At 41.4% G+C, this 15,935-nt stretch carries 15 protein-coding genes and 1 pseudogene; 6 read left to right on the top strand and 10 right to left on the bottom strand.

Annotated features, from left to right (window positions below):
- Positions 1-583: 583 nt before the first annotated feature.
- Entirely contained in the window at positions 584-1,984 is a 1,401-nt protein-coding gene (locus P5674_RS10825) for an ankyrin repeat domain-containing protein (protein ID WP_006619779.1), read from the bottom strand.
- Between the two features lie 232 nt (positions 1,985-2,216).
- On the opposite strand from P5674_RS10825, the gene P5674_RS10820 reads away from it, so the two are divergent.
- Positions 2,217-2,687, top strand: coding sequence for a DUF4079 domain-containing protein (locus P5674_RS10820; RefSeq protein WP_006619778.1), 471 nt, complete (start codon positions 2,217-2,219; stop codon positions 2,685-2,687).
- A gap of 90 nt (positions 2,688-2,777) precedes the next feature.
- Here the strand turns inward: P5674_RS10820 and P5674_RS10815 are convergent, their stop codons facing one another.
- Positions 2,778-3,488 (bottom strand): DUF1997 domain-containing protein, encoded by a 711-nt coding sequence (locus P5674_RS10815; protein WP_006619777.1) that lies wholly within the window; start codon positions 3,486-3,488, stop codon positions 2,778-2,780.
- Positions 3,489-3,628: 140 nt separating this feature from the next.
- Between P5674_RS10815 and P5674_RS10810 the strand changes: the two genes are divergently transcribed.
- The gene (locus P5674_RS10810; RefSeq protein ID WP_062945943.1) at positions 3,629-4,291 is read left to right on the top strand and encodes an NAD(P)H-binding protein; all 663 of its coding nucleotides are present in this window, start codon (positions 3,629-3,631) and stop codon (positions 4,289-4,291) included.
- A 9-nt stretch (positions 4,292-4,300) separates the two neighbouring features.
- Entirely contained in the window at positions 4,301-5,113 is an 813-nt protein-coding gene (locus P5674_RS10805; RefSeq protein WP_014276868.1) for a glycoside hydrolase family 24 protein, read from the top strand.
- Positions 5,114-5,441: 328 nt separating this feature from the next.
- On the opposite strand, the gene P5674_RS10800 is transcribed toward P5674_RS10805, so the two are convergent.
- Positions 5,442-5,564 (bottom strand): hypothetical protein, encoded by a 123-nt coding sequence (locus tag P5674_RS10800; protein WP_286133218.1) that lies wholly within the window; start codon positions 5,562-5,564, stop codon positions 5,442-5,444.
- 70 nt (positions 5,565-5,634) lie between these two features.
- Here P5674_RS10800 and P5674_RS10795 point away from each other — a divergent pair, with 70 nt between their 5' ends.
- The 3 genes from P5674_RS10795 (at position 5,635) to P5674_RS10785 (ending at position 8,429) form a co-directional block, all read left to right on the top strand.
- Positions 5,635-6,447 carry a sulfotransferase domain-containing protein gene (locus P5674_RS10795; RefSeq protein WP_014276869.1) on the top strand — a complete coding sequence of 271 codons (813 nt, stop codon included), beginning with the start codon at positions 5,635-5,637 and terminating at the stop codon, positions 6,445-6,447.
- Between the two features lie 61 nt (positions 6,448-6,508).
- Complete coding sequence (locus tag P5674_RS10790; protein ID WP_014276870.1) at positions 6,509-7,327, top strand: hypothetical protein; 819 nt, start codon at positions 6,509-6,511, stop codon at positions 7,325-7,327.
- Positions 7,328-7,364: 37 nt separating this feature from the next.
- Positions 7,365-8,429 carry a polysaccharide pyruvyl transferase family protein gene (locus P5674_RS10785; protein WP_014276871.1) on the top strand — a complete coding sequence of 355 codons (1,065 nt, stop codon included), beginning with the start codon at positions 7,365-7,367 and terminating at the stop codon, positions 8,427-8,429.
- Between the two features lie 61 nt (positions 8,430-8,490).
- Here the strand turns inward: P5674_RS10785 and P5674_RS10780 are convergent.
- From P5674_RS10780 to P5674_RS10750, 7 genes and pseudogenes are all read right to left on the bottom strand, one after another.
- Positions 8,491-9,516: pseudogene (locus P5674_RS10780) on the bottom strand (polysaccharide pyruvyl transferase family protein).
- Between the two features lie 85 nt (positions 9,517-9,601).
- Positions 9,602-10,633, bottom strand: a complete 1,032-nt coding sequence (locus P5674_RS10775) for an Npun_R2821/Npun_R2822 family protein (RefSeq protein WP_315669989.1) — start codon at positions 10,631-10,633, stop codon at positions 9,602-9,604.
- A gap of 29 nt (positions 10,634-10,662) precedes the next feature.
- A complete protein-coding gene (locus P5674_RS10770) occupies positions 10,663-11,544 on the bottom strand; it encodes an Npun_R2821/Npun_R2822 family protein (RefSeq protein ID WP_315669988.1) in 882 nt (293 codons plus the stop codon).
- 14 nt (positions 11,545-11,558) lie between these two features.
- On the bottom strand, positions 11,559-12,533 hold the full coding sequence (locus P5674_RS10765; protein WP_008050656.1) for an Npun_R2821/Npun_R2822 family protein: 975 nt from the start codon (positions 12,531-12,533) through the stop codon (positions 11,559-11,561).
- Between the two features lie 32 nt (positions 12,534-12,565).
- Entirely contained in the window at positions 12,566-13,735 is a 1,170-nt protein-coding gene (locus tag P5674_RS10760; protein ID WP_006669698.1) for an acyltransferase family protein, read from the bottom strand.
- A gap of 15 nt (positions 13,736-13,750) precedes the next feature.
- Complete coding sequence (locus tag P5674_RS10755) at positions 13,751-14,710, bottom strand: glycosyltransferase family 10 domain-containing protein (RefSeq protein WP_315669987.1); 960 nt, start codon at positions 14,708-14,710, stop codon at positions 13,751-13,753.
- 17 nt (positions 14,711-14,727) lie between these two features.
- Positions 14,728-15,930 (bottom strand): glycosyltransferase, encoded by a 1,203-nt coding sequence (locus P5674_RS10750; protein WP_006625822.1) that lies wholly within the window; start codon positions 15,928-15,930, stop codon positions 14,728-14,730.
- Positions 15,931-15,935 lie beyond the last annotated feature (5 nt).

Raw genomic sequence — 15,935 nt, 5'->3', positions numbered from 1 at the left:
AGTTTATACGGGCATTCCATCTTTAGATTTGTCCTATCCACCGGGGTACTTTTAAAGGTCTGTGTAGGTGTTGCATAGAGAACCCTACTTTTCCCCTTGCTCTTTTGAACGTAGCGTGTCAACCTATTTCGCTACCTTAATAATTACGATGGTTCAAGCCGGAACATTCAGATTTCCTTAGTCATGGATGGTTGGCAGTGGTCGGATTATTGGGAATAGGTTTCCCTCACGCCTTCCGTTCCCCGCTTCAATCTGATGGGTTGTGATTCCCAAAACTGGGGGTGGCTATCGCCGTTACTCTCAACGCCCTGATTTCTCAGTTGGTTTATGACCTTGAGTTCCCTGCCTTGCTTAGATTTCTCCAAGCGTCGGGACATATAAACAGTTATGGGATGGTTAGGGGTGCAAATCCCTTATATTCTACCCAGGGGTGGAAGTCCCACTAGGAGGTTATTTCAGGCATTGCAGCCTTATTTAACTCCTAAACGTCTCGCACCTATACATCTATAATAGCATTCCTCGCCGTCCCTGTCAACCTCTATTCTTTCCGCGCGAGGGTTGGTTAATTGAATAAAAAATCAAGTTATTCTTGAGCGCCAGCGGCTCTCAAAAGCTTAACAATTTCGTGATGTCGGTTAAATTCGGCTAACATTAAAGCTGTAAAACCCCCACGATGTTTAAGATTAATATTTGCACCGCGTTCAATGAGCAATTGAACTGCGAACTGATGACCACGATGAGCGGCCCACATCAAAGCTGTAGCTCCCTTTTCGTCCTGAAGATTCAGGTCAATTGGGGTAAGAAGTAGCCGTTCAATAATCGCCACATTTCCCACTTCAGCGGCGGTCATCAAGGGAGTTTTACCGCCTTCTGTAGTCAGATGAATATCGGCACCACTATTAAGCAGGATTTGTACAGCGTTTAAATCTCCCTGGCGAATAGCCAAAGAAAGAGGAGTTTCGCCACTGATTTTAGCATTAAGAAGAGCATCACGGCGATCGCGAGAAATACGAGGGACTAACAGAGTCATAATGTCACTATGTCCCTGGATAGCTGCTAACATCAGGGGGATATCGCCAAAGCGATTAACCGCATGAACATCAGCACCCCAACCCAACAGAAGTTTCACCATATCCTGGTGTCCTTCTAGGACTGCCAAATGTAGGGCAGTTTCACCATCGCGATCGCCAGTATAAATATCAGCCCCAGCTTTAAGCAAGGCACTAGCGATAGATAATTGACCCATAGCCGCCGCCCCCATGAGAGCCGTGCTACCATCGATATTGCGGGCATTAACATTAGCCCCAGCTCGGATGAGTAATTCTACCATTTGCCAGTCTCCCCTATCAGTAGCCACCATAAGGGGAGTTTCCCCAGACTCATTACAGACATTGACATTTAAACCCATGTCTAACCAGGTGGGGAGTCTTTCAGGGCGACCAGAGGCAACCACCTGAAATAATATGCCAGAATCAGGTAATGGATCTAAGACAGCCCCAGCTTGCCGGAGGTCTTCAGCAATTTCGAGATGGTTTTGTGATAGGGCTAATTTCCAGGCCGTATCACCGGCGCTGTCGATCGCATTAACATCAGCTCCTTCATTCAATAGCAATTTTACCATAGAGCGATCGCCCCGATGGGTAGCAGCCATCAGAGCCGTGCTACCGTCCTCATTTTGAGCATTGACATTAGCGCCACTTTGTAGTAGCAAACGAGCGCAATCAAGTTGACCATGAGCCGCCGCCACCATCAGAGCCGTGATACCATAGCGACGACTAGCATAATTAACATCTGCGGATCGTTGCACCAACACCTGCAAAATCTCCAAGTATCCTGCCTGTGCTGCCAAAATTAACACCGTAACACCATCACGATCTTTAGCATTAGCATTTCCCCCCTTAGCCAGGAGAGCGCGGGTGTTAATTACATTACCCCTCTTAACCGCTCTAACTAAGGTACTGTCCCGCTGTGTTGTTGAACCCATGAAATGTTTTTCTCATCCCACTCGTTGGTTGGAGGACAGAACTACGATGACTCCATAATAGAGAACCCCGCAGTTGCCAATTGCATCTTCGCAGGATCTATCAAAAACAGTCAATCTTTTTAGCCCATAACATAAGTAAATTCCCACAGTGGCAAGATATCACAAACACAACTGATCAGTAATATGCTAAGTTTTATGAAGATTTCATCATTTTACCGATTCGGAGAACACTATGGATCTGCCAATTCCAGATACTATCAAACCCTACCTGAATTTTATTCACCCAGCGATTATGTGGGTGTTGTTAGCCCTAACAATTTACGCAATGTACTTAGGGGTGCAAATTCGGCGCACCAGGTCATCCGAGGGGGAACAGAAAAAAGAACTGATCAAGGGAAAATTCAATAGCAAACATTATCAAGTCGGCTCGCTAATCCTGGCTTTGATGGTGCTAGGCTCTATTGGTGGAATGAGTGTCACCTATATCAACAATCATAAATTATTTGTTGGCCCTCATCTCCTAGTAGGATTAGGGATGACTGGAATGGTGGCGGTTTCAGCTTCTCTGAGTCCCCTGATGCAAAAGGGGGTTAATTGGGCCCGATATACTCATATCGGCTTGAACACAGTATTGTTAGGACTGTTTTTGTGGCAAGCCCTAACAGGGGTAGAAATCCTGCAACGGATTATCAGCAATATGTAGTTATATCTATAAATCGTAGACCAAGCTACCGGGGTGGGGGGTTGCTACCAAGGCATCAGCAATTATCCCCCTACCGCACCCTACAGATAACTAGCGGTTTTTGCGTTTCTTGGGAAATGATAAGTTTTGGGTAGTGTGAAAGTCTAGTTGGGTTTTGTAACTAAGGCGACGAGAAACCTGTTTGACTATCTTCTTGAGAAGGCTATCTCCGGTTTTCTGAATTAGCGCCCGCGACATATCCAAAATGAACTTGGGGAACTTCACCCCCACAGCTAGATCTAAATGCCATTTAGCCCCAGTCACGATCGCCGGACAATCTTCCGGTTCCACTTGGTATTTCTCGCAGACCTCCTCAACCGAAAGTTGCACCAGTTTCATAGTCGATTGAAAATCAACCTCATAACCAGGGGGAACATAATCAGGAATTGGTGTGGTGCGGATACGATAGATTCCAGCTTCATCTGGGGGAACTAATTCTAAACCGACTCTAGCTTCTACTTGATAGCCAAAAGCACCGAAACGTCCAATAATCAGAGAATAGGAGTTTTCGCCAATGGGTTCAGTTTTCATCGGTTGCGCGCATCGACAGAACCAACCTCGATGATGTCCCAGATATTCGGCCACAGTCTCCAAGTCTGCAAACATCTCCATGCAGTCGTCGTAGTCGGTGTGAAACCACATTTGTTCTGGTTGTTCTGTGGAGTCTTGGGGTTCAAGGTCGGAAGGCTGCATATCACGGGGGTTATTTAGGTCTTGCTCAGATGCTGCTACTGGCTGAGATCTAACGAAATTTTGTGGCATGATGGGTTCTCCTCGAATATGCCTTATGCTTCTATGTACTAGAATGCCTTGTAGCTCGGTAAAACCGCTACAATAAATCTACCATTATTTTTTTAGGAAAAATGGCTGGCATTTCACTGGGTTGAGCATAGGTGTAACAGATGAAGGCATTTGTAGCAGGTGCGACAGGTCAAACAGGTCGCCGAATTGTCCAGGCTCTTTGTCAACGGCAAATCCCTGTCCGCGCTATGGTTAGAGATTTGGAGAAGGCTAAGGGTATGTTTCCGGCCGATCAAGTCGAGATTGTGGTTGGGGATGTATTGGACCCCAAAACTTTGGTAGATTGTATCGGTGATAGTACGGTGGTTTTGTGTGCAACGGGTGCGACTCCCAGTTTCGACTTCACAGGTCCCTATCGGGTGGACTACGAGGGGACTAAGAATTTGGTCAATGTTTCCAAGGATAAGGGGATTGAGCATTTGGTACTGGTCTCGTCCTTGTGTGTGTCCCAGTTTTTTCACCCTCTCAATCTGTTCTGGTTGATTTTGCTGTGGAAGAAACAAGCTGAGGAGTATCTACAAAATAGCGGGTTGACTTATACTATTGTTAGGCCTGGGGGTTTGAAAAATGAGGAGACTGATTATCCTATTGTGATGGCTGGCCCAGATACTTTGTTTGATGGCAGTATTCCCCGGACTCAGGTGGCTGAAGTTTCTGTCGAGGCTTTATTTGTGCCAGAGGCTCGTAATAAAATTGTGGAAGTTGTCAGTAAGCCGGGGGAGCCACAAAACTCCCTCCCCCAGTTGTTCGCTAGTGTGCCTTAAGAGTTGATTATGCACGAATCAAGACCCCCTAGAAGACGCGATCGCCGTGTGGTGCGATCGAAAACTATAGCTGGCGACGATTGGACTCCTGAAATGATGCCATCACCATTGGCGGGGATGCCATATCGACGGACTCGGCGCAGAGGAGGGTTATTGAAACCTCTGTTACTGAGTTTTTTGCTACTCTGGGGGGTCGGTTGGCTATGGGGTGAGGTTGTTACCCGATTTGGTGAAAGTCGGGTGGCGATCGACTACAATCCTAGTCATGAATGGCCGGCTTTGGTCATGCGCGGAGGTGATCCCTACATTCGATCGCTCATGCGGACAATTTCAGCCAGTGAATCTAATTATCCGCGACCCTATCATGTCATCTACGGTGGCAAGTATGTCTCAGATTTGAGTCGCCACCCCGATCGCTGTGTTACCATTGTTGCCGGACCAAATAAAGGTAAATGCACCACGGCAGCCGGACGTTACCAGTTTTTATCATCTACCTGGGAACAGATGGCCGATCGCTACCATCCCAAACCTGCTAGATTTTGGTATTGGCATCCCTATAGTTTTGAGGCGGAATATCAAGACATAGTAGTTTATCGTTGGTTATTGGATCAGGATTTTTGGGGTGTCGATATTTCCCAAATGTTACAAGAGGGACGACTCAATGAAGTTTTGAAGTTGCTCTCAGGAACTTGGACCAGTTTAGGATATGGCATTGAGGATAATATGATGACCAGTTCCCTCCCCAGGGTTTATGAACAAGTCCTACAAGAGGAACTCTATCTCAATGGAGTAAAAGCACATCCATTTCATCCCCAGAGTTAGATCCATTCGCTTTCATCCCCGCATCCCTACCCTTTAAGTGGGTGTCGGGACGAAAGCCAGGGGTTTGCGAGTCCCCCTCAGAGTTATTATCAGAAGAAGTATTGAGCGACTGTGTGGCAACGGAGAGGGTAGATAATCCTCCACCATCAACCCAGTGCTGCTAGTTTATTATTTAGAAATTCTTACCAAAATGCTTTACATTGTACCCAACTATTGATAAACTCAAAATGGCGGGACTATGAGCAAGCATAGCTGTTTTTTAGTGGACGTGAAGTAAATCGCCTGTATATCTTGGTTTTACCAAGGCGATTTTTGGGTGTCAATTGTGCTATTTATACTTTCCTGTTATGGTGCGATCGAGAGATACCTCCACGTCTGATTTTTGAGATTGTGCAATACTCAGAAACTTCCGGCTACCAGATTTTTCCTGGTTAAATGTATTTAAACACATCAATATGATGTTTGATAAATCATCTGATCTGGTCTGGTTGTAGTGAAATTAGCAAGGTTTACTAAATCTCATGAAAACCAAAATTCTGGCTCTCAAAAAGCGAATTCAAGCCATTATTGACCCTCATAAAAGCAACGAAGAAAGAGAGCGTGATGCGGCTGAATACTTAATCATATCACAACCGAATAGTGGCAGAACTTGGCTGCGGGTCATGATTGGAAATGTCTTCCAATCGTTATCAGGCTTGAAGAATATAGACCCAGAAAATATTTCCTATTTTGCCGAATTAAGTCCTAAAATTCCTTATGTAAAAGCCGTCCACGAGCGATTTAAGAATCCAGAGGATTACCGAGACAAGAACATAATTTTATTAGTTCGAGATCCGAGAGATGCTGTGATATCTAACTATTTTCTCAAAACTAAGAGAGATAAAAGTCCTAAATGGATTCCTAAGAGTTTATCAGAATTCATTCGCGAAGGGTATTATCTGGACGACTTCATCGCTTTATGTAATGCCTGGAAGGGATATCATGATCTACCTAAATCATTTTTGCTATTACGATATGAGGATATCCGTCAAGATACTCAGAGAGAGTTGACAAAAGTCATGAAATTCTTGGATGTACAAGTTAGTGACAGCTTAATTCAAGAAGCAGTAAAACGGGCATCATTTGAGCAAATGAGAGAGAAAGAAACTCAGAGTAAGTTGCCAAACGAAACCAATCCAAACATCGATCAAGAATCCTTAAAAGTCAGAGAAGCAAAAGTGGGAGGGTATCAAGATAAAATATCACCAGAGGACATCGATTTTATCGAGAAAAAACTGGATCAGGAGTTAGACCCCAGTTATGGTTATAATTACTTTACAAAACAACACAAATGAGAACTACCTTCAACTCTAATCTATGGTAAGATGGGATATATAGCCATAGTAGGGACAAATCATGATTAACCGTGATAAAGATTTTTGTTTTTGTACCTTGGCTCTGGGTGAAAAGTACCGACGGTTAGTGAAACAACTGGCTCAGGATATCCAACAGTATTCTCCAGGAACTTCATTAGTCGTTTATACAGACTTACCGGAAGATTTAAGGGATCAAAACAATATTTTAGCGTTTCCTCATCAGTCTCAGGGTGTCCTCTACTGTTTCCACGATCGCCGTTTCGTAATTGAAAAGGCTTTATCATTATTTCGGGTTGCTATTCATATTGATGCCGATACAACAATTATTGAAGAAGTTCCGGAAATAGATTGGCAGCCTGGAATTACATCTGGCGAAGGTAAATTCCAAAATATTATCGGCCATCTTGATGCGAAAGAGAAATATCTGGGAGAAAAAATACCGAAAGAACGAGAAGCTTTTCAAAAAATAGCCTCCAAACTAGGGATTTCCTTAGAGAATACCTTTTGGATTCAAGAAGCTCTGTATATTGTGGCGAGGGATGAAGGCAGAGAAAAAGAGTTTATTAAACAGTGGGGTAGAATTGGCAGATATTTGGAATTGAGACAAATTCATCGAGGAGATGGAAATGCGATCGGTTTAGCGGCTGCTCAGGTGGGATGGACTGTTAATACCCACGGTTTTCAAGATTTAATTAAAGTGAGGAGACATCTGGATGCTTCTAAAGACCCAACGGAAAAACTGCCTAATTCCAAACTGAAAACCATGGGAGACGAACTTAAATTTAAACTGAAGTACCACTCTAGGTTAAACTGGGCTCGCATTAAAGCCTTGAAAGATTGGGAATTTTATTATGGTTAGAATCTCCCAACTTGTATTTACTAATCAGGAAAAATAAATGGATATTTCCAAACCAGAAATGATGAAGGAAGAGCTGCATAAGGCTTTGGGAAACTTAGGAAATTTTGAAAACTGTGCATTGCTTAACTACCCTAATTATGGGAATATAGGAGACCACTTAATTTGGTTAGGAGCAATTTTGTATCTAACTGACGTGGTTGGCTGTACCATCAACCATGTCGCAGTTCAGAAGTTATCAAAAGATCAGATTGAGCAAAAGCTCGATCAACAATCTCCTCTAATCTTTACGGGTGGAGGGAATTTAAACGATATTTATAAACATATAAATTTTTATGAAGAGATTATTTCGGAGTATGGCGATCGCCCAATAATTATCCTATCCCAAAGCATTTATTTTACGGATAAGGAACGTTTAAATAAGGTCGCCAATCTATTTAACTCCCACCCCAATCTGACCATATTTGCGCGAGAAAATTACAGTTACGATATCGCCCTTGAATATTTCCATAGCTGTCGAGTTTTCAAAGCTCCCGATCTGGCTTTTCAACTGGTTAATATGCCAGGTTTGGCAAACAAAAATCATCGTTCTAATTCGATCCTTTACCATTGTCGAACCGGGAAAGAGTTAAACAAAGACTCAGCGCCAAAAACCCTGAATTTGCCCAATGTGGTGACACAGGATTGGGCATCCTACGAGTATCAAGGGACTCCGAGTGCTTTATCGATCAAAGGCTTAACCACTCTCATTCGACAAGGTAGATTAAAGGAATGGTTTTCTCGGCAACAGTGGAAGTTATTCCATCCCTATGTTGCTAAATTTCGGCAAATGGATAACCCCTCTTGGCATCTTAACTCCTGGAAATTTATGCATGATGGAGTTTATCAGTTTAAACCCCACGGTTTAGTTATTACCAACCGTCTCCACGGTCACATCCTTTGCCTTTTATTAGAAATTCCCCACGTTTTTTTGGCAAATTCTTACTACAAAAACAAATCTTTCTACGAAACTTGGACTCATCAAATTCCCTTGTGTAAATTTGTTGAAGACGCTTCGGATGTCGAAGATGCTGCCAGAGAAATCTTGAAAAAATATCCGATTTAACTGAGAATATATAGATGAATCAACCCAAGTTTCAGAAGGAAATTGCATTGACAATTAGTTTTTACTGCCCAATGATTTCCAAACATTTTTTGACTTGTTCAGACTCATTTCTAATAAATGCCTCTGGACGCTGATATTGGGTGAAAATTTTCTCCATCCGGTCTAGTCCAATCTCTCCCAGGACATCGACCCTTCTCTCCTGTGGCAGTACCCCTGTTTTCTGAAGATAGTTGTCAATTTTAGAGCCAAATTTTTGGATACCTATATTGGGAACTCCTAAAATATCAGCAATGATAATTGAGTGCAGTCGGTTTCCGAGGTGAAAGTCCATTTCACTTAAAATTTTGATAAATTCTTGTGGTTCTTGTCATGAGTGTAATTGGCAATTTTTCTCTGGCAGATACTTCCTCAACAATTCATGAAACTGATTGTCATTTGTTTCGTCTCCCACATGACTGGGAAGTAAATGAATAACTGAGTTATATTTTTCAATAACTGGAATCAACTGTTTGGCATAAAACTCACCTCTTCCTTCTCCCCACCAATATTTACCAGAAAATGATATATTTTTGAATTCAGACCTATTTTTGGTCGCGATAAATGGTTCGTAAAAACTGAGTTCTAAAAAAGCCAAATCTCCTCCCAAACAAATAAATTGTGTATTCTTAAAATGATTTAAAGCCAGTTCATAAGAATACTTATCTCTCAGGTAGAGCAAATAGCACTTGTCAAATAACGGGTAGCTTTCGGAATTACTCCCTTCCAAACCCACTCCCAAAAATCCAAAGCCTTTGCTCATTAATTTGGATAAAGTTTTCAGCCTCAATAAATTTTTGGGGGGGCTACTTCCAATATTTAATGTACCCCCTCCCCAAAAGATATAATCACTGCGTAAAATCAATCCCAGCTTCTTTAATTTGGGCAAGTTTGATTCGGAAAAATAAATAACTTTTTCGCTGATTTGTGGGTAATAATCTTCCTTGCATAAAACGAAAACTTTGCCGACATTAGATTTGCCGGAAAAATAATTGGTTAGCTGTTTGACAAACAAATCATCGCCGATATTTCTTTGTCCGTAATATCCCATTAGCAGGATGTTCATTGGCTTTATCCTGTTCGTTTTGGTGAATTGAAAACATTAATTGTGATGCTCACTTATGGTTCGGAAAAAATTATGATAAACTCCGTTTAATTTTACGCATTTTTGAGCTGACGCGATCGCTTATTTTGGCGATCGCATTCTTAACGTTCCTCTGTACCTGAACCAACCAACTCGGTGGCTTCAACTGAGGACGGTCTGACGGTGATTTCAAATATCGATAATGCAAAAACACATCTTGATAAGGAATTTTGACATCCTCACCACCGCAAAGCTGAGTAAACTTACCAGCAGATATGCTCATAAAATGAATGTAAGTAATTTTCTTACCTTTATCATAAAGCACGTTATCCACGACATCAAAAGTAGAAGACCAGTGGCTTCCGGTGGCTTGTTCTAAATTATGGTAGGCAAAATTATAGTAATCAATACCACTCCGAGAAACCAGATAATTATAAAGCGGTTGATCCGAGCCTCGTAACGACAAAACTTCAGCATCCCCAGATTTCAAGTAATTAAGTAAATCAGCTATTTTGTCATAGTTAAAAACTCCTTTTTTAGAAGCAAACCACCCCGCACAAAAAATCTGAGATTTGGCTTTTTCTAAGCCAATAACTTTGTCCAAAATATCCAGCTTTTCGGGATTATAAATATAGTGCAGATCAGATTTATATTGAAAATCATTAACCACCCAATCATAATCATTGAGTTTCTGATAAATTGGCTCGACTGAGTTCATTAATAGGGTGTCCGCATCCATATAAATGAACCTATCAAAAGGCCCATCAAAACTGCATAACTTTCTGACAAAATTCACCCGACGAACTTCAGGTTGTCCCTGTTCTTTCCAAACCTTTTGGGCGGTTTGATTAGCTTTCCAGGCTTGAGTCATAAAGTCTTCCCAAAAAGCAATTGATTCTTCATTATCAAACAAAGTTACATGGCTACGGTCTGCGACTTCCGCACGAATTTTATCTAACTGAGCATTATAAGGAATAATACAAACAGGGAGTTCTCGACCTCCATTGACTTCAATGCTATTCAGTAAAGCAACGAGTTGGTCGTAAACGACATCATTAGCAAAAGTATAGATACCGTCTGTCATCGGTTTAATCCTTGTCTAGGTCTAGGTTTTTAGGGTTTTACAAAAGAAAATAAGCGGCTCAATTTTCTCTGCCATGCTGGTTTCCCTTCATGGAGATAACGATAATATTCCCAGATATCCCAATAGTTTTGCCCAGGGTTTAAGGGAGTACCTGCCCAGTGAAGGTACTTTAAAGGTTTCTCCTTATCATACAGGATATGGTTTCGCTCCTGAAAGTGTTTAGAACCGGCCCAACTCCCGACATCTCCTCCGGGACGCTTGACCAAATTACCACGTTTGGGAATATGTTTGAGTACCAGATAGTTAAAAATTGGCTGGTCGGTGACACCCTGTGTAAAGTCAAAATACTCCCGGTGTTGGGAGCATTCCTGTAAGGTTTGGTAGAGTTCATCTAAGGTAATTGCACCCTTTTTAGATGCCCAAAAACCGCTATTAAAGACATCTTCTAAATCGGTTTCACTGAAGATATTTTGTTCGATAACGACGGGGGAAAAAATATTCCGCAATTTTTCGCCAGCGTGATGATAGTCACAGCAGAAAAAATCGACCTCGGATAAATAATCGAGGTTAGCTGCAATGTCTTCAAAAACAATAATATCAGTGTCAATATAAAGGAAATCTTGTAGCGGCCCAAACCAGACGGCCAGCTTTCGCATTTTATTGGGGAGTTTGAGAAAATCTCTGTCAAAAATTGCTCCCACTTTTTGGGTTAATTCTTCGAGGAATTCTAAGTTAGGAAATAGCTGCACATCATGGAGACGATTTAAGGTGTTAAAAACTTGATGATATTCCTCATTAAAGGGAATCATCACCACGGGAACACTCTGATTATGGCGACGAATGCTATTCAGGAGGGCGATCGCATTTTCCTGGACGCGATCGTTGGCGACAATATAAATTCCTCGGGTCATAAATTCTCCTATTCTTAACGAGTTAATTTCAATTTTCTGAGAATTCGTTTCATCAAACTCTGCCGGGTTTCTGAATTCTCAGTTTTTGGGGGTGTGGTAAACACTGGACGCTGCTCCGGTTCGTGGAGATAGCGATAGTGCAGAAACACATCCCGATATGGAAAACCAAGATTTTCACCCGCACAAACGCGAGAAATTAACTCAGGTTGAACACCGATATAATGGATGTAAGTGAGTCGATTGCCTTTATCATACAAGATGTGGTCTTGTTCTTCAAAATGTTTGGAAGTGGCGCTGCACCCGGTCTTTTGTGAGTCTGGCAAACCTTTGGCAAAATTGTAACTGGGAATTCCAGAACGCATGACCATATAATTGAGCAAGGGCTGTTCCCCCGCCCCCGGATAGAGAATCTCATACTCTCCCGCTTTTAACTTCGATAACAGATCGTTTCTGGTTGCTTCGTCAAATACCCCGCGCTTAGAACCGTAGAAACCGGAACAGAATATTTCTGAATCGATCCTCTGTTTGTCAAAAACTTCTGGCAATTTTGGGGACTGTAAGTTATAGATTTTAGTCGGATCTGTGAACTGAAAATCATACACTACCCAGTCATACTCTTGTAACTTGTCGAACACGGGATCTAAAGAGTTCATGACCAGGGTATCGGCATCCATATAAATGAATTGGTCAAAAGGACCATCGAAGGCACAAAACCGCCGATGAGCGCCATATAATCTAAATTTCTCTTTATTCAGTCTTTCTGGAGCCGCCGCGGCCATAAAACTATCCCAACGCTGGATTGATTCCTTATCATCGTAAAGGGTGACGTTAGGTCGCTTGGCAATTTCGGCGGCAATTTTTTCGATGCGATCATCAAATGGATAGATACAAACGGGGGTTTCTGGACCCAAAATTGCATCTATACTGTTGAGAAGTCCTACTAACTGATCATAAACAACATCGTTACCTAGACTGCAAATACCACGCATAATTCTGACCTCCTTAAAATCGCGAGTTGGGTTCAAGTTGATGACAATAACTTATTCTGATATTCTTGATATTTTAACCTTAACCACTGATTGGCGGGTAGTTCTATCATAAAGGTGATAGCAGATGCCAAAGCTATAGACAAAATGATGGCTAGGATAATACTTAGGTTAGGATTAAAACCATATTGGTAAAGTTGTCTAATCAAGGCATAGCCGATATTTTGGTGGATTAGGTATAAGCTATAAGAAATAGTGCCTAAAAAAATTAACGGCTGCAACCTGAGCCATTTCAAATAACCCTGAGTTCCCAAATATAGTAACACTATAAAACTGGCTACTATAATAGTTGTAGACCAAGAATTTTCCCAGGGATAAGCAAACCTTTGGGCCAAAACACAAATCATAATTATCAGGAATCTATGAATCGAAAAACCTTGCTTATTCACCTTGTAAATCATTAATCCTGCGATAAATAAATGTGCATATTTAATGATAATTAGTTCGCGTACTATACTTTTTAAGTTAGAAATTATTCCCATTGATAAATAATCAAGGTTGTTTAAAGTTGAACTACCCATTAAAAAATAATTATTTGCTTCTAAGTAATTTTCACTATATGAAAATTCAAATCCTCGGCTTGCCATATAAGTTTTAATCGAATAAAATAAAGTTAATGCTAACCATCCAGATACGACTACTTCTACGCGCTTTAAAAGTCTCAGTTTGTAGATGAGTAACATCATTATATAAAAACAAATTTCAATTCTGAGAGTCCAATATACCTTATCTACATTGGGAACATTAAATAACCATTGAAACATTGTCAGATTTAATAAAGCGTCTGAGAAGCTGACTTGTAGATCTGGTAATTGAGCGATCGCTGTAATTGTAAATGTCAAAATAATCCCCACCCAGTAAGCCGGATACAGTCGAGAAAAGCGCTTGATTATAAAGTCTAAACAGCTTTTCGTTCTTTCCAGGGTAATCAAAATCACAAAACCACTGACAATAAAGAAAAACTCAACTCCATGTCGTCCCAATCCCCAATAAAACCAGACTTGATCGGAATGCCCATACAGTGTACTATACTGACTGGTGTAATGAAATAAGACCACACTTAATGCTGCGATTCCTCGCAGCACATCCAACTCCCACAATCTTTGAGAATTTTTGGTATTTCCCTCTTGAGAATTATTAGCCATTGAGTTGCTCCATGCTTAATGATTTTTGGCAAAATTGTCCAACCAAGCGAGTAAGTTAAGCTTGTGCAAAATAATTTGTCTAGCTTCGGCGATCGCCTCTCTAGCTTCATACCAAGCATCAGCAGTAGCAGTCACCTCCTTAATGTATTCTAACCCTTTTTCATCCAGGCTTGGCAATCTCAGAAAACTTCCAGGTGGTAATAACTTATCGGCTGCCGGTCCTCCATAATAAATTGGCAAACACCAAGCCAACAAAGAATCCCAGAGCTTTTCACTCACATATAAATCATTGTCAGCATAATTTTCAATCGCTAAATTATAGTAGTAAGGTGCCATACCCTGCCATTTATTACTCAGTTGTCCTCGATAGTTGGAGGCGGGAGGCAACTGGCGGCCATACAAATCAAACTCTACATTTACCTCTTGCATTAGTCCTAAAAAATTCAACCTCTGCTGATGGTTTTCACTGCGATTAATTCCCGAAGTAATCCAAGAACAAAAAAGCTCTTTGGTGGGTGGTTCCATTTCATTAAGTTCTCGAAAGGAATTATGATGATACCAAATGGCTGGCATATAATCAGGAAATGGAGCAAAGTTATCTGGTCCAGAAACATAATCACAATACAATTCAGCCTGCCGGTAGTTATATTGAGTTCTTTCAACGACTTTACTTAAAGGCGGTTCTCGGAGCAGATAAATCATGCGTTCTTTGGGAACACCCCTAAATTTTTCCCTGATATCGGGTGCTGGTTGCTGTGGTTTAACCAAGTCTCGCAGGCGATCGCGCCAGGAAGTTTTTTGACGAGGCTTAGGAAAATCCAATTGATACAGGAGTAAGAAATCAGGATGTGGATGAGTTGACTGGATCGCGATATTTCCCCATCTGCCAAAATGATCAGGGGTTTGTTGCCACAACCAATCTGTTTGATTGGCGTTTGGGTAACTGGTAATCATACCAACAATTTGGGGTTCCATTTTGATTTTACCTATGATTAATTAACTAACTCTGGTCGCATTGATTCATCGACATAACTGAGAATTTTCGTGATTCGATTTTCACAAGAAAACTGAGTAGCAAACTCAATAGTTTCTGGATATCCTCCCGTCTTTCTAGGATAGGTTGACAAAACTTTTTCAATACACTCAGCGAAAACGGTGGGATGGTCTGGTTCACACCATCCCACCGCAATATTTGATGACTTAAATTCCCTTAACGGGGGAATTTCGCTGGCGGCAATGGGGGTTCCTGATGCTAGATAATCAAAAAACTTTAAAGGAGATGTAAAAGTTGCTGCCTCAGTCATGAGATGAGGGTGAGCTAAAACATCAGCTGCTTGCAGTAAACTGGCGAGTTGATCTTGAGGGAGAAAACCCAGAAATACAGCATTATCAACTTGATTATCTTTGGCTTTTGTTTGGTACTCTAGTACCTGAGATTGATTACCTCCAGCAAATGCGAATTGAATTTTGGGTAATTTTTTAGCCACATCAATTAGCAGATCCACACCTTTAAAAGGATAAAGTCCCCCCGAGTAAACAACTAGATGGTTGCGTTCATTTGGGATAAGTTTTTTTCGCCATTCTTCGGCTTCTTGATCATGTCTACATATAAATAGGTGATTAAAACCGTTATGAAGTTTGATGGTTTTTTCGGGAGGCATACCGTTAGCAATCAAATTATCTTTAACAGTATCTGCTACTGTAACCGCTATTTGAAACCAGGGAGATCTAACAATTTCTGGCGGAAATTTTTTCTGATCATAATGGTGTTGTTCGTAGATGACTGGTAATCTATGTTTAATAGCAGCTTTAGCGAAATTCCAATCTCGAGTATGAACAATTTTAGTATCAGGTTTGATATGAACAGGCAAGTAGTATTTTGATACAACAGTGCTAGAGTTTGTCCATTTACCACCCCACTTGGCATTCACAGGCCACGGCATGGGTAAGGGAGAGACTTTGAGGTATTCTTGTATATTATATTGTTCAATCAGTTGTGGCTCTGGCTTTTGGGGATTAAAGGGTCGCATCAACCCAATTGGGTTAAAAGTGGACTTTTGGGGACTCATATAAGCCAAAACAGTTTGGTAGCCCAAATTTGCCGCGGCATTCGCAGAATGAACCACTTGAACTAAACTCGCTACGTTGGGTTGAGGGAGAGTCTTTTGAGTAAAAAATAGGTAATGTTTAGCCATTGAAA

Origin of the sequence: Limnospira sp. PMC 289.06, assembly GCF_032350395.1 — a bacterium.
Classification (GTDB): domain Bacteria; phylum Cyanobacteriota; class Cyanobacteriia; order Cyanobacteriales; family Microcoleaceae; genus Limnospira; species Limnospira platensis.
Note: the sequence above shows the minus strand (reverse complement) of the source record. Positions and strands in the feature narration are given on the sequence as shown.

Coding starts and splice junctions, on each gene's coding strand:
- P5674_RS10750 (WP_006625822.1), bottom strand. CDS start 15,930: ATGGCTAAACATTACCTATTTTTTACTCAAAAGACTCTCCCTCAACCC.
- P5674_RS10790 (WP_014276870.1), top strand. CDS start 6,509: ATGATTAACCGTGATAAAGATTTTTGTTTTTGTACCTTGGCTCTGGGT.
- P5674_RS10810 (WP_062945943.1), top strand. CDS start 3,629: ATGAAGGCATTTGTAGCAGGTGCGACAGGTCAAACAGGTCGCCGAATT.
- P5674_RS10770 (WP_315669988.1), bottom strand. CDS start 11,544: ATGACCCGAGGAATTTATATTGTCGCCAACGATCGCGTCCAGGAAAAT.
- P5674_RS10755 (WP_315669987.1), bottom strand. CDS start 14,710: ATGGAACCCCAAATTGTTGGTATGATTACCAGTTACCCAAACGCCAAT.
- P5674_RS10785 (WP_014276871.1), top strand. CDS start 7,365: ATGGATATTTCCAAACCAGAAATGATGAAGGAAGAGCTGCATAAGGCT.
- P5674_RS10825 (WP_006619779.1), bottom strand. CDS start 1,984: ATGGGTTCAACAACACAGCGGGACAGTACCTTAGTTAGAGCGGTTAAG.
- P5674_RS10820 (WP_006619778.1), top strand. CDS start 2,217: ATGGATCTGCCAATTCCAGATACTATCAAACCCTACCTGAATTTTATT.
- P5674_RS10805 (WP_014276868.1), top strand. CDS start 4,301: ATGCACGAATCAAGACCCCCTAGAAGACGCGATCGCCGTGTGGTGCGA.
- P5674_RS10815 (WP_006619777.1), bottom strand. CDS start 3,488: ATGCCACAAAATTTCGTTAGATCTCAGCCAGTAGCAGCATCTGAGCAA.
- P5674_RS10760 (WP_006669698.1), bottom strand. CDS start 13,735: ATGGCTAATAATTCTCAAGAGGGAAATACCAAAAATTCTCAAAGATTG.
- P5674_RS10795 (WP_014276869.1), top strand. CDS start 5,635: ATGAAAACCAAAATTCTGGCTCTCAAAAAGCGAATTCAAGCCATTATT.
- P5674_RS10765 (WP_008050656.1), bottom strand. CDS start 12,533: ATGCGTGGTATTTGCAGTCTAGGTAACGATGTTGTTTATGATCAGTTA.
- P5674_RS10800 (WP_286133218.1), bottom strand. CDS start 5,564: ATGTGTTTAAATACATTTAACCAGGAAAAATCTGGTAGCCGGAAGTTT.
- P5674_RS10775 (WP_315669989.1), bottom strand. CDS start 10,633: ATGACAGACGGTATCTATACTTTTGCTAATGATGTCGTTTACGACCAA.